The organism is Terriglobales bacterium (genome assembly GCA_035651655.1).
GTDB lineage: Bacteria > Acidobacteriota > Terriglobia > Terriglobales > Acidobacteriaceae > DASRFG01.
Map to the genome: position 1 here is coordinate 1 of DASRFG010000010.1, position 16,391 is coordinate 16,391.

Annotated in this window: 19 protein-coding genes and 2 tRNA genes; 9 read left to right on the forward strand and 12 right to left on the reverse strand. The window is 57.5% G+C overall.

Translation table 11 applies throughout. The features are described from left to right. Positions 1-538: hypothetical protein (locus tag VFA76_04500; protein HZR31098.1), on the reverse strand; the 538-nt coding region annotated here is incomplete at its 3' end. A 134-nt stretch (positions 539-672) separates the two neighbouring features. Between VFA76_04500 and VFA76_04505 the strand changes: the two genes are divergently transcribed. Then, positions 673-1,665: a HEAT repeat domain-containing protein gene (locus VFA76_04505; protein ID HZR31099.1), complete on the forward strand. Its 993-nt coding sequence runs from the start codon at positions 673-675 to the stop codon at positions 1,663-1,665. Positions 1,666-1,688: 23 nt separating this feature from the next. Here VFA76_04505 and VFA76_04510 read toward each other — a convergent pair whose 3' ends face one another. After that, positions 1,689-2,930: an endo-1,3-alpha-glucanase family glycosylhydrolase gene (locus VFA76_04510; GenBank protein HZR31100.1), complete on the reverse strand. Its 1,242-nt coding sequence runs from the start codon at positions 2,928-2,930 to the stop codon at positions 1,689-1,691. A 243-nt stretch (positions 2,931-3,173) separates the two neighbouring features. On the opposite strand from VFA76_04510, the gene VFA76_04515 reads away from it, so the two are divergent. The 5 genes from VFA76_04515 (at position 3,174) to VFA76_04535 (ending at position 6,014) form a co-directional block, all read left to right on the forward strand. Next, complete coding sequence (locus VFA76_04515; GenBank protein ID HZR31101.1) at positions 3,174-3,326, forward strand: DUF3309 family protein; 153 nt, start codon at positions 3,174-3,176, stop codon at positions 3,324-3,326. A 329-nt stretch (positions 3,327-3,655) separates the two neighbouring features. Then, positions 3,656-4,078: a polymer-forming cytoskeletal protein gene (locus tag VFA76_04520; GenBank protein ID HZR31102.1), complete on the forward strand. Its 423-nt coding sequence runs from the start codon at positions 3,656-3,658 to the stop codon at positions 4,076-4,078. Between the two features lie 5 nt (positions 4,079-4,083). Continuing rightward, a complete protein-coding gene (locus VFA76_04525; GenBank protein ID HZR31103.1) occupies positions 4,084-4,818 on the forward strand; it encodes a hypothetical protein in 735 nt (244 codons plus the stop codon). Between the two features lie 164 nt (positions 4,819-4,982). Further along, on the forward strand, positions 4,983-5,483 hold the full coding sequence (locus VFA76_04530; protein ID HZR31104.1) for a DinB family protein: 501 nt from the start codon (positions 4,983-4,985) through the stop codon (positions 5,481-5,483). 93 nt (positions 5,484-5,576) lie between these two features. Next, positions 5,577-6,014, forward strand: a complete 438-nt coding sequence (locus VFA76_04535; GenBank protein ID HZR31105.1) for a hypothetical protein — start codon at positions 5,577-5,579, stop codon at positions 6,012-6,014. Positions 6,015-6,059: 45 nt separating this feature from the next. Here the strand turns inward: VFA76_04535 and VFA76_04540 are convergent. Next, positions 6,060-6,157, reverse strand: a tRNA-Sec gene (locus tag VFA76_04540). Positions 6,158-6,380: 223 nt separating this feature from the next. Here VFA76_04540 and VFA76_04545 point away from each other — a divergent pair. Next, complete coding sequence (locus VFA76_04545) at positions 6,381-6,668, forward strand: hypothetical protein (GenBank protein ID HZR31106.1); 288 nt, start codon at positions 6,381-6,383, stop codon at positions 6,666-6,668. Further along, positions 6,669-7,481, forward strand: a complete 813-nt coding sequence (locus VFA76_04550) for a high-affinity nickel-transport family protein (protein ID HZR31107.1) — start codon at positions 6,669-6,671, stop codon at positions 7,479-7,481. 1 nt (position 7,482) lies between these two features. Here VFA76_04550 and VFA76_04555 read toward each other — a convergent pair. From VFA76_04555 to VFA76_04565, 3 genes are all read right to left on the reverse strand, one after another. Continuing rightward, positions 7,483-7,557, reverse strand: a tRNA-Cys gene (locus tag VFA76_04555). Positions 7,558-7,668: 111 nt separating this feature from the next. After that, complete coding sequence (locus tag VFA76_04560; protein HZR31108.1) at positions 7,669-8,352, reverse strand: peroxiredoxin; 684 nt, start codon at positions 8,350-8,352, stop codon at positions 7,669-7,671. A 355-nt stretch (positions 8,353-8,707) separates the two neighbouring features. Beyond that, complete coding sequence (locus tag VFA76_04565; GenBank protein HZR31109.1) at positions 8,708-9,424, reverse strand: lipid-binding SYLF domain-containing protein; 717 nt, start codon at positions 9,422-9,424, stop codon at positions 8,708-8,710. Between the two features lie 552 nt (positions 9,425-9,976). Here VFA76_04565 and VFA76_04570 point away from each other — a divergent pair. Continuing rightward, complete coding sequence (locus VFA76_04570) at positions 9,977-11,071, forward strand: ROK family protein (protein HZR31110.1); 1,095 nt, start codon at positions 9,977-9,979, stop codon at positions 11,069-11,071. Between the two features lie 21 nt (positions 11,072-11,092). Here VFA76_04570 and VFA76_04575 read toward each other — a convergent pair whose 3' ends face one another. The 6 genes from VFA76_04575 to VFA76_04600 all read right to left on the reverse strand — a co-directional run bounded on the left by VFA76_04575 (position 11,093) and on the right by VFA76_04600 (position 16,321). Continuing rightward, complete coding sequence (locus VFA76_04575) at positions 11,093-11,839, reverse strand: pseudouridine synthase (protein ID HZR31111.1); 747 nt, start codon at positions 11,837-11,839, stop codon at positions 11,093-11,095. A 69-nt stretch (positions 11,840-11,908) separates the two neighbouring features. Then, on the reverse strand, positions 11,909-12,703 hold the full coding sequence (gene scpB, locus VFA76_04580; protein HZR31112.1) for an SMC-Scp complex subunit ScpB: 795 nt from the start codon (positions 12,701-12,703) through the stop codon (positions 11,909-11,911). Between the two features lie 106 nt (positions 12,704-12,809). Beyond that, positions 12,810-13,661: a segregation/condensation protein A gene (locus VFA76_04585; protein ID HZR31113.1), complete on the reverse strand. Its 852-nt coding sequence runs from the start codon at positions 13,659-13,661 to the stop codon at positions 12,810-12,812. Between the two features lie 16 nt (positions 13,662-13,677). Then, positions 13,678-14,739: a tryptophan--tRNA ligase gene (gene trpS / locus VFA76_04590; GenBank protein ID HZR31114.1), complete on the reverse strand. Its 1,062-nt coding sequence runs from the start codon at positions 14,737-14,739 to the stop codon at positions 13,678-13,680. Further along, positions 14,740-15,438, reverse strand: a complete 699-nt coding sequence (locus tag VFA76_04595) for a site-2 protease family protein (protein HZR31115.1) — start codon at positions 15,436-15,438, stop codon at positions 14,740-14,742. A 67-nt stretch (positions 15,439-15,505) separates the two neighbouring features. Beyond that, positions 15,506-16,321 (reverse strand): acyltransferase, encoded by an 816-nt coding sequence (locus tag VFA76_04600; protein ID HZR31116.1) that lies wholly within the window; start codon positions 16,319-16,321, stop codon positions 15,506-15,508. Positions 16,322-16,391: the final 70 nt, after the last annotated feature.

A 16,391-nucleotide genomic window follows, 5' to 3' on the forward strand; every position in this document is an offset into this window, starting at 1 on the left:
GCCGATTGGCTTCCGTAAGGATGGCGGAGAGCGCCTGATAGCGCTCAACCTGTTTGCGGTTCTCCATCACAAAGCGGTTCACCAGAAGCGCGGCGAAGAAAAAGAACAGAATCCGGATCGCCAATTCTGAAATCCCGCTGGGGGTAAGTTCATACTGCTGAAGCGCAGGGAATAAATAAGAGAGATAGGCCAGCGACGCGAGCGCCGTCCAGAGCAGCGTGCCGATGGGTCCGAAGTAGAGGGCGGCGGTGATAACTGGTATGTACAGCACGGGATAATAGCTGCTGTTAATCCCGACATCGCCAGTGTGGCCGAGCAGCAGCGTGGCCAGGCCGATCTTAATCAGGACAGCGTAGTAAGGGCCACGTTGGGGAAACAACGCCAGGAGCTGGCGTTCAAAAAGTTGAAATCCACCTATGGCTAACAGGGTAAATTGCTTGTGGGGCTCACGGATGGGAGGGAGCAACGCCAGACCGCCAAGGAATAGCAACCAGAGAATGTCAATCCAGCCGATGGCTGTTTCCTGCCGCTCCGCCATAAATCAGTGTACCAATTGATTTAACTCCGCAAGAGTGATTTTCACTCGTGTCCGCGCCGGGGCGCGACATTTCGGCACCTGAACTATCACGGAAGTAACTTGGAGTGTCGCGGAGTCGCACCTAGACTTGTAGTGTGGACAACACTTTTGATCGGCTAAAAAATTCGCCGGAGCCGCTTCACCCGACCGGAGGCGGCGCTAACTATCGCAAACTGGTGCTGGTTGCGATCGTGGGAGCGGGGCTGGCCTTCGCGGTTCGGTCAGGGGCACTGGAAGGTGCCTGGGAACGGCTTACCGGGCAGCTGATCGGGGTGGCAGGAGAACCGGTTCCGGCAACGCACTCCAGACTTTCAGACCACAACATTGAATGGCTGCAAAAACAGACACCGCAACGACAGATGGAATTCCTTTTGGGCGCAGCCATCAACCACGATAAGGGCGCCACCGAGATGATCGCCAATCGCGTAGACGGATGGCACGGAAAATTGCACCGTACAAAAACCTGGCAAAATCTGGAGATGACGGCCCTCTATTCGAACGATCTGCGAGTGCGGGCAGCGGCCATCGAGATCAATCTGGCAGTGAACCATTTAGCTAAAAATGAGGAAACCGCCGCTCGGTTGATGCGCCAGGCGGAGGCTGATCCCAGCGCGCGTCCCTGGGTGGAATGGGAAATTGGCATGCTCGCCAACCGCGGCGTGCGACCCGAGCGTACGCAGGGATGGCTGGCTGATCATCTTCACGATTCAAACGAGCAGGTACGGTTTTGGGCGGTGGAGGGACTGGCGCACATTGGAACGGATGAGACGATCAAGACCTTGATTGAGGTTCTGGGAAGCGATCCCGCGGCTGCTGTGCGCGAGCGCGCCGGGTGTAGCCTGGCAAAATCTGGAATGCTGACGCGCGAGCAACGCGTGAAGGCAGTGCCCGGACTGCTTGACCTGGCTGACAATCCGTCGCTGGACGTAACTACTCGCTCCTGGGTGTACCAGGCATTGCGAGAAATTACGGACGAGGCGATGCCCAATGATCCCGCATGGTGGCGAAACTGGTGGTCAACTCAGGGGGAGAGGAAATTGGAAGAGGTTCGCCGCGGTGAACAGTGGTCAGTACTCGGGAACGGGTGATCTTACCGGCAGCCTAGTTTTCATCAGCGACCGGCGACTGTGTACGTTGCGGCGTTTGAAAAGTGATTCCTTACTGAGGCCACCCCCACCGCCTCCACGTAGAAGATGTATTTACCCGCTCCGAGACGAAGTTTGCGTAACTCAAACTCATGAACGCCTGAGGGAACCGAGCCGAGACGCATCAGGTTCTCGCCGTCGAGCGAAATGTAAATCACGTACTGGCTGATCGTGTTCTCCTTCGTGGTCTCGCGCCCGGAGATTTTCCACTTCAGGTCGTCGCCATCAGCGCGGGCGGAAATTTCGGCGCAGTTCTCAATACCGCTTTCGACTTCGGTACCTTCCTCGTAGTCATTCCAAGTGACAATCTGGACAGCCGGCAACTGCTTAGAGGCCGAAAAGAATTCCTTGATCGCTCCGAAGGTGGCCAGCCACGTTTGCCCGCAGTTGCGGCTCATGACCCGATTTAGGCTCCATGACGCGAACCGATCGTTGAATCCGGGATACACAGAACCGATGATGTAAGCGCCAGATTTACGCAGGCCCTTTTTATAAAAATCCTCCAGGTACTTCTCTCCCCAGTCGTTGGGGTCGTCCTTATTGTGTTTCAGCCAGGCGAAACTGCCAGCAGAATACGGGTGTTCGAAGCCTGAAGGGTGTTGAAAAATGTAAATCGGATTTCCCGGAACTTCCTTCACCACTTTCGACCAATCAATTTCGAAATGTTTGTCGAGTTCGAAGTTGGAGAGGACCGGACGCCCATCAATCTTCATGTATGCCGGGGAAGGAAAGTAGGTTTTGGCAACGTACTTCAACTCATGGATCAGTTCCTTGGTCCCGTTGTCGCCTTTCTTAAGCGAGCGGAGTGCCTTGGGATCCACCTGAATCTCGAAGGTGAAGCCGGGATGCCGCTCAGCCTCTCGCATCACAAGCTGAGTTGTGCGCTCGGTGGGTCCCTCGTCCGAAGAGCCGCGCCAGTCAATCATCACGCCTTCAATCCGGCGGCTGACCATGTCTTCCACCTGGCGATGCACCTGGGCAGGATCGTCGGAACGATAGCCGACGTTCATGTGCCGGGGATCTCCAAACCAGCCCATCAGGTGCGCATAGACCCGAGTGGTAGCGCCGGAATAGAGGAGCGAGCGAATCGGTTCCTTGCTGATGTTGCCGGCGGCAGCATTCCCGTTCGATTGGCCGTGAAAACTATCGGCAGCACTGGTGTTGTTTGCGCTTTCTGCCCGCAGGGTGGTGGTAGGAATGATTCTCAACTGGGATAAAGCCGAGCTGCTCGTAACCGTAACCAGAAGCAAAAAAAAGAAGATTTGTCTCACGAGATGATTCAACACGAAAGAGGATGCTTCCACTCGCGGAAAGATTCGGGAAACAAGTAAGGCCATGACGGATGCAAGTCACGCTCCAGAGTTGTCTTGCAATGAGGCACCGAAAGCGGTTTGTAGGGCCTCCCCTAATTCCGGCTTCGTGCATCCAATTTCCCTGAAAAGGAGCTTGGGATGCGATTGATCTTAATTATTCTTTTGATTTTGCTGCTGCTGGGAGCGTTACCGACCTGGCCCTACAGTTCGGGATGGGGATACTACCCGAGCGGCGGACTAGGACTGATCCTGTTGATCGTGATTGTGCTGCTGCTGATGGGAAGAATCTAGCCCCGCTCGCCTTAGAGGTATCGTTCAATGTGGCGCAGCGTCGCTAGGCTCAGTGAGTAACGCCTCCTAGGCCGCCATCCACCGGGTTGATCTCGCTGGCGGCGCTGCACAAATTCTTTGCTCACATTCATTGGTGGTCGGAATATTTCCTCGATTGTCAGTGCCCGAACTTTTTCTAAGGGCTTTTGCTGATGATTGAATCTCTCCCGAAAGGGTATAGTGGGGACAGCCAAGCACCCGAAATTACCAACCAACTTCTCGATCTGGCGGAAGCGACATGCCAGAATGAGTAAAACGGGATTCCTGAGTCCCCAACGGAGGACCCGATCATGAGTACAGCTGCATCCACAGCACCATCGAAACCAATCCTGGCGCCTACTGGTTCCACCCACGCCACACCGCAGGAATACGTCAGCATTGGGAAAGGACTGATCATCAGAGGCGAGATTGCGGCCACGGAGTCGCTCTTCATTGAGGGGCAAGTCGAGGGTTCGATTAGCCTGGTGGGCGAAGGCAATCGAGTAACGGTCGGCAAGGGTGGTGTTGTGACTGCCAACCTGAGCGCGCGCGAGATCGTCGTGATGGGCAAAGTGCGCGGCAACATCCAGGCCAGCGAGCGGGTGGACATTCGCAAAGACGGCTGGCTTTCCGGCGACGTGGTAACGCAGCGTATCACCATTGAAGACGGCGCCTATTTCCAGGGCCATGCGGACATCCGCAAATCTGGAACAGAAGAGCCACGGCGGAGGTAAGGACCTTGTCTGAAGTTGACCAAGAAGCTCGCCTGCAGCGCGAGGTGATTGCCTCGAAGCTTGCAGAATGGACACGCTTAGCGGCAAAGGCGCTCACCACCGCGAGAACTGCAGCGGCGCCCAAGTTCGACGCTTTGAAGCGCGCATCAGTTCGTCAGGCACAGCGTGTGAAAGATTGGGGAGCCGCCAAGCTGGCGGAGATACGGGCCGACTCGCCCCAAACTGTGGAAGCCGTGCCCGACGATTCTGAACGTTGGTGGCGTCAGGGATGGCAAAAGTTGACGCAGCCGGGCGTATCTGCAAAGACCGCGGCATTGATTAGCGAAATGGATGGGGTGGAGTTTCCCTTCCACAATTTGATTGAAGCAAAGACCCACGCTCTGTTGCAGCTCCGTACTGCCGCTCGCCTGGGTTGCGAAGCTGAGATTCAGTTGCACGCGCAGCAATGCGTCGCCCAGGGCTGGCCGATGGAGTTCATCCACGCCGCGCGCAACGGCATTCGCAATCCCGGCTTCAGCGAGCAAGAAAATCTCTTGCTGCGCTACGCCGACGACATCGCTAGAACACCCACCGACGTTGATCTGCAAACCTCGCGCGAGTTGCGGCGGCACTTCACGCAGCCGCAGATTGCCGAAATCACCGCTTCAATCTGCTACGAAAATTTCCGCGCCCGCTATCGCAACGCGCTTAGCTTTCAAACCGAATTGACCGCAGAACTGGAAGCGTTCAGCCGGCGCTAGCCAGCGGTCAATCGCGGAGTCCAGGGCCTTCCCCATGGGAAGCAAAAGACAATCGCGGCGGTGATCAAGGCGCCCGACCCAGCGCTGCCGAAATCCCAAAACTACTAGGATAGGAAGTCCGCAATTTAACCGAGTCCATTCTCGACTTGAATCATCGGAACACTATGACGATCAGTGACCTGCTACTGCCGGAATTTGATGTAGAGATGAAGAAGACGCGCACCACCCTGGAGCGCATTCCCCACAAGCCCGACTTCAAGCCGCATGCCAAGTCCATGCCCATGGGGAAGCTCGCGCCTCATGTGGCGCAGCTTACCGGCTTCGGGTTGGGCATCTTAACCACCCCAGAGGTGGATTTCTCCAAGGGCAACTACAAGCCGCTGCCGTTCGAGTCGGCTGCGCAACTGGTGAAAGTCCTCGATGAGGGCGCGGCCAAGGTTCGCAGCGCGCTCGCCGGCCTGCCCGACGAGGCATGGAAGGAGAACTGGCGGCTCGCCTGGCAGGGTAAGACGATCTTCGAAGGGCAACGCTTTCTCGCGTACCGGGAGATGTTTCTCAACCACCTGGTGCATCACCGCGCCCAGCTCGGTGTGTACCTGCGTCTGAACGAGCAACCGGTTCCGGCAATCTATGGGCCGTCGGCCGACGACACAATGGGATTTTGAAGAATCTAGTTCTGCGATGACCCCACGTTTGCCAAACGACGGAGTGCCCGACGTAACTTGGATGCCTGTTTCTGCGACGTTTAGCATTAGCCCATGAGCAAACCGACCGCAAGAGATCTGTTCGTCGTCATTGGACTGTGGACGTTTTCAAGAATGATGGCATTTTTTCTACTTGTTCTCATCGGGGCACTGCACGTTCGGATGACATTCACGGGAGACGTGGGCATGGTGATGATGTGGCTCTCTCAGGGATTGCCCTACGACCTCTTTGCGGCTCTCGCAGCCATCACACTGGTTTGGGTGATTGAAACGAAAAAGGCTTTACTGTGGCTGGCTGTGCTTGCAGCCTTGTACCTGTATGGCGAGAGCATGTGGGTCTGGCGGACTCTCACGCACGGGTGGCACGAACCTCCACACACATCTGATTACATAGGAATTCTGGCGCGGGCGGTAATCCCAACGATCGTGTGTTTTGTTGCCGGTACTTGGTGGGCAAGGCGTTCCGCCGCGTCTGCGGATGTCGCCTCGTGACTGATGCATATCCCCATTGCGCTCAAATAACTTGCGCGAGGCAATTGGCGGAAGCGAGTGGGAGTCGAACCCACCGATGACGCCGTAAGACGCCGTCCGCCGGTTTTGAAGACCGGGATGATCACCGGACCACATGCGCTTCCGACCAGCATTAGCTTATCAAAGGCGGCATTGAGACCACTCTCCGAGCCAGACTCCGGCCACTCTAACGACCCACACTCCGGCCACTCTAACGACCCACACTCCGGCCACTCCCTGAGAACACTCAAATGCTCTCTTCTTCCGGCACGCCGGCTCAGATTCAGTCGCCGTCACTCTGGTTCTCGATCCGCTGTGATTCGTCGCCGCGCAATATAGAATCAGGCCATGGCCAACTTGCAGCAGATGCAAGACGCTGACACCGGAGTCATAGTCTGGCAGTGTTTGGATTGCGGGTGGGAATCCCTGCCCATGGACACGACCGAGGTTCAAGCTCAGCCTGAACACACGTGTCCGCCCTGCGAGACCTGCGGCGGAACTGGCTATCTGGAAGAAGGATTGATCACCTCAAGCCGCTGCCCTGATTGTGAAGGCAAAGGCGCGCGCCGGGTTGACGCTGCATCGGCGGCGGATGCTGAGTCAGAAAAGTCCGAATCGGAAGAGCCGGAATCGTAAATGGTCAGCTTCTTTTCCATCATCGCACTGGGATTTTTTCTGGGGATGCGGCATGCGACCGACCCTGACCACGTCATTGCGGTCACAACCATTGTGAGCCGGCAGCGCAGCCTGGCAAGTTCGGCCATGGTCGGAGTGTATTGGGGAATCGGTCACACGCTTACGATTTTCGCGGTGGGCAGCGCCATTATTCTCTTCGGCCTGGTCATTCCGGCGCGGGTGGGTTTGAGCATGGAGTTGTCGGTCGGGCTGATGCTGATCTTGCTGGGATTGATGAACGTGGCGAGTTTCATACGCTCAATTCCCTCGGAACCGGCACATGCGAACGGCGATTCTGGCGCGGAGTTGGCCCATTCGCATCACCACGCTCATGGGGATTACATTCACAACCATCGGCACGAACACGGGCCGGAGGCCCATCCCCACTCGGTTGAGCAGACGCCGGTGGCATGGCTGGACCGCGTGTGGGGAAAATCCGCGCTGTACCGGCCGTTGCGCCCGCTCGTTGTGGGGACGGTGCACGGTCTGGCGGGTTCGGCGGCGGTAGCCCTCCTGGTGCTGGCGACGATTCGGAACGCGCACTGGGCGATGGTTTACCTGCTGGTTTTTGGAGTGGGCACCATCGCCGGCATGATGCTGATTACCATGAGCATTGCGTCGGGCCTTCGATTGCTCGGGAGCAACCGCCGCTTTTCGGGCCACTTGGGATTGGCTTCAGGGGTGCTCAGCCTCGGCTTTGGGACCGTGCTGGCGTATCAGGTCTTCGTTATGAATGGCCTGCTGACCGCGCATCCGCAGTGGATGCCGCGGTAGTTGGAGCACGCTGCAGGGATCGAACCTGCTCGTAACCGGGTTGCAGCCGGTCGCGTTCCCACTTCGCCAAGCGTGCTTTCGTACGAAAAGATTTAACCCAGAGGCGCCACTGTTGTTAAACCCAGGTCCCTCGGGCGTGCCTCGTCTTGATGTAGGCGGCACGCCCTCGGGATGACAACGGAATGTCTTAGTCGGCGGCGGCAGCGAGTTTCTTCCGGCTCAAGTACCAGTCGGTGACCTCGAAGCCGTCTTTTGCTGCAGCGCGTTTTTCGGCGTCGGCTTGCGTGAGCGGTGCGGGCACGATGACCGGCTCGCCCGGACGCCAATTCGCCGGCGTTGAGACGCCGTTCGCGTCAGTGGTCTGCAAAGCTTCGAAGACGCGAAGCAACTCGTCAACGTTCCGTCCGGTCTGCAGCGGGTAATAGAGCAGAGCGCGGATGGTGCCCTTGGGGTCAATGAAGAAAACCGCACGCACAGCCGCGGTGTCGCTGACCGCCTCGTGCACCATGCCGTAAGCGCGCGCAACCTTCTGGTCGAGGTCGGCGATCACGGGGAATGGCACCTTCTGCCCGGTGTGCTGCTCGATGTTGCGTACCCAGGCGATGTGCGAGTAGATGCTGTCCACCGAGTTGCCGATCAGCTGGATGTTGCGCTTTTCGAAGTCGGGGTTGCGGCGGGTGAACTCGATGAATTCCGTGGTGCAGACTGGGGTGAAATCCGCAGGATGGGAAAACAGCAGCACCCACTTGCCCTTGGATGTATAGTCGCTGAGGCGGATGACGCCGTGCGTAGACTTGGCTTCAAAGTCAGGCGCCGGCTCGTTAATACGGGGAATCCTGGTGGTGTTCGGTGTGGCTACGTCTGTGCTCATGATGTCCTCTCTCCCTATTGAAATATTCGATGACCCGGCATTCTCCGGGACTCACAACCCACACGGGATATTTATCGGCTGAGAACGGGTGAGAGGGGGTCAGAAACACAAAACCCACCCGCTTGGGCCGCCGGGTGGGTTTGAAACCTAAAGACGAACTACGCCCACACCGGCATCCGGCAACAACACATACACATGCCGCACAGTGTGGAGGTTAACGTCACAGGCAGTAGGATACCTGCGGCCAAAGGTTGTGTCAAACCCGCGTAGCAGTGGGACAGCTGGTTGAACGGGCTTCTTTAGCAAAAAGAAAAGGCACGGCTTTTCGCCGTGCCCTCGCCTTCTTAAGAGCCGATTACATCCCGCTGGGCTTGACTTCCTTGGCTTCTGCCTTGGAGCCGCGCACTGCAGCCAGGAAAACTTTGGCCTCTGGCGGTGCTGGTACCTGGCCCTCCAGCAGGGCCTGCGTCGGATAGTCACGTCCGTAGAACGCCACGGTTGAATCTTTGTCGGGCGTGATCCACGAGCCGCCCAGGTCGAGTCCGGCAAATGCTCCCTTGGCACGGGAGTAAGTCAGGATCTCGGTGGAGGCTTTGTAGTCAATACCAGCCGAGGCATGACGTCCAACCGGTCCGGCTGCAGCCGAAGCTTCGCCGCCGATCTGGAATTTGTTTTGCAGCAGGTGCTTCATGCCGTTCTCGTTCATGATCATCATGACCAGATCCACGGATTCCGCGCCGATCTGCGCGCCCCAGCTCCCGCCGGTGATGGTGAAGAACGCCGGCGCGCTCCACTGTCCGTTGGGAAGGCGACAAGTAGAGACGCCGCGTCCGTGCTTCGCGCCGAAAATCAGTCCGCCTTTAATCATGTGGGGTATCACAGCAACGCACTTCGCGCCATCGAGCACTTCCGCCGGAACGCCCTTGTCCGGAGTTGCCATTATCTCGTGCAGCACGTTGGCGGCCGCGTTCAGGCGGTCAACCGCATCAACTTTGCTCTGGTCGGCCCACGTCAGGCTTGTCAGGCCGGTGGTCATGCCGAGCAAAACCAGCAACATCATCAACTTTTTCATACGTCTCTCCTGAGAGACCCTCGCTGCGTCTGCAGCTCTCCCTCTGCGTAGCTAATTAGAAGCACTCCATGGGGGCCGGGTTCGCTCACTGATTTGTTGGTTGCAGGCCAGGAAAGTTGGATAATGTTGAGAGCTATGCCGAAAATTCAGCAGACACTCACGTCAGCAGCTCCGGATTCCGACAAAAAAGCAGAGCAGCCGGACCGATCCATGCCGGCGCTTACGATGCTTACTTGTCCGAATTGCTCGGCTGCTCTTGAGGAGCACCGCTGCAAGCTGACTTGTGGGCGCTGCGGTTTCTATTTGAGCTGTTCTGATTTTTACTGAAGCGCGCGTTCCATGAGAGGGTCGCACCGAATCTCTGAAACGCATCTATAATTTGCGGAGACAAACGGCGGCGGCGACAGGTTTTTATCGTTTCCCTGTCCTCGGGCGCGGCCGAAGCACAACGATGTCAGGCTAGCCACGCCGCCCTTCCCCAACCTCCGCTTTCCCGAAAGAGCAAATCGCGATACATTAGTCCGGCTGTCTGAACCATAGTTAAATCCGAATATGCCTAACTTTGCCATTGGCGTGGATTTGGGCGGTACCAATCTGCGGATTGCGGTGGTGGATGAGGAAGGCCGCCTGCTTGAAAAGGTGACGCTGGGTACGCGCGTCAGCCTGGGGCGCGACCAGGTTATCGCCGATATGGTTACCGCCATACGCTCGCTCACGGCGAAGTTCCGCGACTTGGGCACCATTCTCGGAGTGGGCATCGGCGTCCCTGGAATCATTGATCTGGAAACCGGCATGACGCGCGAATCGCCCAACCTTCCGGGCTGGAGCAACTACCCTGTGCGCGACGAGATCGAACGGGGACTGAATGCGCCCGTAATTCTGGAGAACGATGCCAACGCTGCCGCCTTAGGTGAGAAGTGGCTGGGCGCCGCGCGCGACGTGGACGATATGTGCATCTTCACCCTGGGCACTGGCGTAGGTGGTGGCATCGTTCTGCGCGGGCGTATATGGCACGGCATGAGCGGAATGGCTGGAGAACTCGGGCACATGACGATTGACGTTAATGGCCCGCTTTGCAAGTGCGGAAATCACGGCTGCGTGGAGGTCTTCGCCTCAGCCACCGCGATTGTGCGCATGGCCCGTGAATTGATTGACAGCGGAAAGGCGCCGCAGCTGGCACGAGTGGCGGAATCGGAGCCCGAGTTCAGCGCCAAGATTGTTTACAACCTTGCGATCCAGGGGGATGAGCCGTCGCGGGCCATTTTCCGCCGCATGGGCGCCTCTCTGGGGACCGGCGTTGGAAACATGGTCAACGCGCTGAATCTGCCGATGTTCGTGATCGGGGGCGGTGTAGCCAGCGCGTGGGACGCATTCGCTCCCAGTATGTTTGCAGAGATGCTGAAACGCAGCATGGTGTATGCAGCAACTGCACCCGCCCAGCTTGATCGTAGCGGAGCCCAATCGCTTCCGGCAACGAAGCTGGAAGGCGCGGCGGCGCAGGTGGGTCCGCAGCGCTACGGCAAAACCACGATCGTTACCCGCGCACTACTCGGGAGCGATGCTGGTCTGTACGGCGCAGCTCGACTGCCCATGATGACCTCCGCTACTTCCGAGGATGCTGAACCGGCAGCACGACGGCGGGCCTGACGGTTTTTCCCTGAACTGGAGTCAAGCAGGCGCTGCGGTGCGAACGGAATTTCTCAAGCGCTCGATCTCCGGCCTGGCAAGTGGACGGAATTGGCCTGGCTCGACGTCGAGCTCGAGTGGTCCATAGCGCACCCGCTTGATCTTTTCGACGTGGTGACCGATTTCCTCGAACATGCGGCGGATCTGGCGGTTGCGACCTTCCGTCAGCGTAATCTCATACCAGGGATTGGGAGCGTCCCGCACCAGGCGCAGCTTGGAAGGGGCAGTTTTAACCGGGCGCTTGCCGGGCCCGCGAAGGGTCACTCCGGAACGCAAACGGGAAAGACTTTCATTGCTCGGTTTGCCGCTCACTTTCACCAAATATGTTTTTGGCACGTGCGAGGCGGCGCGGGTGAGCATATTCGCGAGCTCGCCGTCGTTGGTCAGCAACAGTAATCCTTCACTGGCATAATCCAGACGGCCGACCGGATAAACCCTCGCGTGTACTTTTCGCAAGAGGTCCATCACGGTGGGCCGGCCCTCAGGATCGGTGACGGTGGTCACGAATCCTTTTGGTTTGTTGAGCAGCAGGTAGACGTGGCGCTCGGGCCCGCGGAGAAGTCTTCCCTTGACGCGGATATGGTCGGTCTCCGGATCGGCCTTGGAGCCGAGCTCGCTGACGATCTGCCCGTTCACCGCGACCTGGCCGGAGGTGATGAGCTCCTCAGCTTTGCGGCGGGAGGCGATTCCAGCGGCGGCGATTATCTTTTGCAGACGTTCCGAAGGCATCAGGAAGATGATAGAGCATTGCGTCCAATCCCGCGCGGGCGGGAGCAGCCAGACTTGCGAGCGCAAGATTTAGCTGAGGATCGGCGTCGCTTGCTCGGCTAGGTCGGACAAGATCAAATCGTCGTCAAAAGCTGGCGCCGATTTTGCCTCCGGATTTTCGCCTTCCAAGGCAGTGCCGAGTTCTGCCTGCGATTCGACCTCGGATGCTTCTTCGGGAATTTCGGGAACGCCGGTCGCGTCGGCAATTCCTCCGCCCGTGGCGCCACTGCCTTCGGCAGTCGCGGTATCCAGACCCAAGGCTTCGCCCGCCAGTTTCTCAAACTCTTCCATACTCGGAAGTTCGTTGATGTCACGCAATCCGAAGCGCAGCAGGAACTCCCGCGTGGTCTTATAAAGAATCGGACGGCCGATGACGGCCTTGCGTCCGGCGGTAGTTACCAGCTTGCGATCGAGCAGGGTGGCGATAACGCCGCTGGAATCCACGCCACGAATCTCGCTGATCTCAGGTATTGTGATTGGCTGTTTGTAGGCGATTACCGCCAAGGTCTCGAGCGACTGCAGCGAGAGCCGCACCGGCGGCTTTAAACTCTTGGCGAAGGCGCGGACCACGTCGTGGTGCTCAGGCTTGGTGGCCATGCGGTATCCACCGGCAACCTGGCGGACTTCCATAGCGCGCTCGGCGGAGGCGTACTCCACCACCAGTTCCTCGATAGCTGCGCGAACTGCGGACTTAATATGAGCATCAGTGGGCTCAGCTCCATCCACCAGCGGCACGGCTCCACGTAGTTGAGTAGCGATATGCTCCAGGCTGACGGGTTCGTCAGCCGCGTAAATGATGGCTTCGACTTTTGTTTTCAGGCCCATGTGGAATTATTGAATCATTTTAGTCATTGAATCATTAAACCGCCCGGAGCACTCCTCAGCACCCATTCGATCTCTCAATCTCCAGATCTCTCAATGCGTCAATGGCTCATCTCCAGTCATCGCGAACCGCGCTCTGGGCGTTCATGATGGAATCAAACTCAATGTGCTTGCGCACCAGCACGTCGCCGAAGTGGTGCTCCTGCTTAACCTGAATGGCTTGCAGGCGTACCAGTTCTAAAAGTGCGAGGAACATGCAAATCAGCGCCTGACGAGTGTTCAGGCTGCGCAGCAACTGCTTAAGACGAACGGGCCGCTCTTCCAGTGCCAGGCGGCGTCGCAAAAAATCTATCATCTGGCCTACGGTGACGGTTTCTTCGTCAACCTGCAGCATGGGTTTCGACTTGGCGCGGCTGAGGATCTGCTGAAAAGTACGTACCAGGTCAATCACGTCGGCGGCGAGCTCGGGCTCGGTGCCCTCCGCGTCAATAAAGTCTTTCAGCGCCGGATTGGTCAGCGCCGCATCTTCGATCTGCTGTTTCTGGAGCAGCATCTGGGCCGCAGTCTTGAACTTCTCGTGCTCCAGTAGGCGATTCACCAGTTCGATCCGGGGATCGTCCTGCGCATCGGCCGGCGCATCGGGATCACGTGGCAGCAGCGTCTTCGACTTGATGTGAATAAGCACCGACGCCATGTAGATAAAGTCAGCTGCGATGTTGACGTCGAGCTGGCGAATGCGCTCCACATACGTCAAATACTGGGCGGTAATCCGGGCGATGGGAATGTCGTAGATATCTATATCCTGCTTGCGGATCAGATCGAGCAGCAGATCGAGCGGTCCATCGTAAATTTCGCCGACTGTAACCGAGAAAGGCGAGTCGCTCTGTTTCTTTGCTGCGGGCGGGGATGGAGGAGCAGTCGGTTGCGACGAGGCGAGTTCGAGTTTTTGTCCTTCGGACATAAATATCTATCGCTGGCTACCGGTCGCCGCTGGCCTTACGCGCGGGAGGCTCGTAAGCGAGCGACAGGTGCATGGCATCGCGCACTTCGTCCATGGTGGCGGAGGCGGACTTGCGCGCCCGCGTGGAGCCAGCCTCAAGAATATCCCATGCCATGCGCGGATTGTCCTCGTATTTTTTGCGGCGTTGCTGGATCGGGTTCAGCACACTAATCAGTGCATCCGCCGCCCAACTCTTACATTCGATACAGCCAATGGCAGCGGTCCGGCAGCCCACGTCCACTTTCGTCATGGTTGCCGGATCACTGAAAATCTTGTGCAAATCTCCCACCGGGCAGACGTCAGGATTTCCGGGATCGCTTCGCCGGACGCGGGCCGGATCGGTGACCATGGTCTTGAGCTTCTGCCGCACTACCGGCTCAGGATCAGTGAGCAGAATCGTATTTCCGTATGATTTCGACATTTTGCGGCCGTCAGTTCCGGGCAGTTTGGCTGCGGGAGTGAGCAACGGCTGGGGCTCGGGGAAAACATAAGTCCGCTTACCGCTGTAAAACATGTTGAACCGCCGCGCCACTTCACGCGTCAGTTCGACGTGTGGGACCTGGTCTTCTCCCACGGGCACGTAATCCGCTTTGTACATCAGGATGTCAGCCGACTGCAGCAGTGGATACCCCAGGAATCCGTAGGTGCCAAGATCTTTCTCTTTGATATTGTCGCGCTGCTCTTTGTAACTCGGTACCCGTTCCAGCCAACCCAAAGGGGTAATCATCGAGAGCAGCAAGTGCAGCTCGGCGTGCTGGGGAACATGCGACTGAATAAAAAGTGTAGAACGATCTGGATCCAAGCCCGCAGCCAGCCAGTCGAGAGCTACTTCGAGTGTGTTCTCCTTCAGCCGGGAAGTATCGGCGTAATCGGTGGTGAGAGCGTGCCAGTCGGCGATGAAGAAGAAACAATCGTAGTCGTCCTGCAACCGTACCCAGTTATCCAGCGCGCCCACGAAGTTGCCGAGGTGCAGCTTGCCCGTTGGCCTCATGCCGCTCAGAATACGGGGTTTGCGTGAATGGTTCAGGCGCGGCGGCATTCAGATCCTCATCAGGACGGATTCGAAGAGATAAATGAAAGGCGACATCATGCGGTTCAGAATGTTTCCGCCGAGCGCGACCAAGAGAATCAGTCCCAGGATTCCCATACGATCATAAATGTTGCGCATGGACTCTGAGAGGATGTGCCGAAAAACGTGGCTGCCGTCGAGAGGTGGAACGGGTATAAGGTTGAAAACCGCGAGCAGGACGTTAATGATCATTGCCTGGTAGAGCAAAAGCGAAATAGGAACCAGTGGCGAATTCCAGTTAACTGGCAGTCCGAAGGTTGAAGCCGGTGAGATTATGGCGTGCACGATCAGGCGCCCGTTATTCGGTGAAGCCAGCGAAATCACCGCCAGGCAAAGCACCGCGCCGCCTGCGACCAGAAAATTGCTGATCGGCCCCGCAATTGAAGTCAAAATGTCGTCGCGAATTTCGTGCTTAAAATTCCGAGGGTCAACGGGCGTAGGCTTGGCCCAGCCAATCACCGGCAAATGAGTCAGCATCGCGATCAGCGGCAGCACGATGGTCCCGAAAGGATCAATATGGCGCAGCGGATTCAGGGAGACACGCCCCAGCATCTTCGCCGTTGGGTCGCCGCAACGCCAGGCGGTGAAAGCGTGCGCTGATTCGTGCACGCTAATCGCGAACAGGAACACTATGACCTGAAAGACTATGACAACGTGCTGAAGGGTCATCCGGTTGGGTCGATTCTATCAGAGCAAGTGCGCTGGAAAGGCCTTGGGCGCTGCCCCCAGAAGCCGGTTATTGCCTCTCTGCTGAAGGCTTAACTTCTTCTGGGGCGATGGTCTTTACCTTAACGGTCTTTGCGGGAATTCCCGCGACCACGTTATAAGGCTCAACGTTTTTTGACGCGACGCCCATGGATCCCACCATCCCATGCTCCGCCACCTTGACCCCGCTGAGCACGGTGGCGTGATAAGTCACGCGAGCACGTGGGCCAATTTCGGTGCGCTGATTGTTCACGATCATGCCGTCGTTCAGGTCATGAGCGTGCGAATAGACATTGGCATAATCAGATATAGACGATCCCTCGCGAATAATGATTTCGCCCCGATCGTCGAGCAGCACATATTTGTGGATGGTGCAGTTGTCCTCGACGGTAAGGTTGTAGCCGAATGAGACCTCCACGCCGTGAAAGATCTTCACGTTTTTTCCGATCCGCTTGAAGATGTGGCGGGCCAGCATGGCGCGGACGCGGAATCCCAACCAGTGATTCAGGCCCACGGGTGAACGGTCGTACATCATCCAGAACCAGATAAGCGGCTTGCGCTCAGCGTAGCGACCCGGATCAACGTCGCCGTAATACTCGGGCTCGAGGGTCGCGTTCCGCGGATCGAAAGAGTGAGCCAGGGTTTGTATAGCGAGGGATGAACTGCCGGCCATGCCCGGATCATAAGGCTGGCCAAGATAAAGCTGGTGCAAAGTATCGCGGACCACTTCAGAGCGGTGGTTAGGATCCCGATTCATGAACTGTTCGTCCAGACGCTGGATCCATGCCAGGAAAGCCTGTTCAGCTACGGGCTGGGGAGCAAGGTTGCGATATTCATAACGCGGCATAGCGGCCTCGCGTAAAGACTAAAACGATAGCACACAGAGGATCGGCAGCAGGTGTGCGGTAGAATCGGCC

Bases quoted from the DNA above. Each gene is read 5' to 3' on its own strand.
- VFA76_04520 (HZR31102.1), top strand. From the start codon at position 3,656: ATGAGTACAGCTGCATCCACAGCACCATCGAAACCAATCCTGGCGCCT.
- VFA76_04565 (HZR31109.1), bottom strand. From the start codon at position 9,424: ATGAAAAAGTTGATGATGTTGCTGGTTTTGCTCGGCATGACCACCGGC.
- VFA76_04530 (HZR31104.1), top strand. From the start codon at position 4,983: ATGACGATCAGTGACCTGCTACTGCCGGAATTTGATGTAGAGATGAAG.
- VFA76_04585 (HZR31113.1), bottom strand. From the start codon at position 13,661: ATGTCCGAAGGACAAAAACTCGAACTCGCCTCGTCGCAACCGACTGCT.
- VFA76_04570 (HZR31110.1), top strand. From the start codon at position 9,977: ATGCCTAACTTTGCCATTGGCGTGGATTTGGGCGGTACCAATCTGCGG.
- VFA76_04600 (HZR31116.1), bottom strand. From the start codon at position 16,321: ATGCCGCGTTATGAATATCGCAACCTTGCTCCCCAGCCCGTAGCTGAA.
- trpS (HZR31114.1), bottom strand. From the start codon at position 14,739: ATGCCGCCGCGCCTGAACCATTCACGCAAACCCCGTATTCTGAGCGGC.
- VFA76_04575 (HZR31111.1), bottom strand. From the start codon at position 11,839: ATGCCTTCGGAACGTCTGCAAAAGATAATCGCCGCCGCTGGAATCGCC.
- VFA76_04545 (HZR31106.1), top strand. From the start codon at position 6,381: ATGGCCAACTTGCAGCAGATGCAAGACGCTGACACCGGAGTCATAGTC.
- scpB (HZR31112.1), bottom strand. From the start codon at position 12,703: ATGGGCCTGAAAACAAAAGTCGAAGCCATCATTTACGCGGCTGACGAA.
- VFA76_04550 (HZR31107.1), top strand. From the start codon at position 6,669: ATGGTCAGCTTCTTTTCCATCATCGCACTGGGATTTTTTCTGGGGATG.
- VFA76_04595 (HZR31115.1), bottom strand. From the start codon at position 15,438: ATGACCCTTCAGCACGTTGTCATAGTCTTTCAGGTCATAGTGTTCCTG.
- VFA76_04535 (HZR31105.1), top strand. From the start codon at position 5,577: ATGAGCAAACCGACCGCAAGAGATCTGTTCGTCGTCATTGGACTGTGG.
- VFA76_04515 (HZR31101.1), top strand. From the start codon at position 3,174: ATGCGATTGATCTTAATTATTCTTTTGATTTTGCTGCTGCTGGGAGCG.
- VFA76_04560 (HZR31108.1), bottom strand. From the start codon at position 8,352: ATGAGCACAGACGTAGCCACACCGAACACCACCAGGATTCCCCGTATT.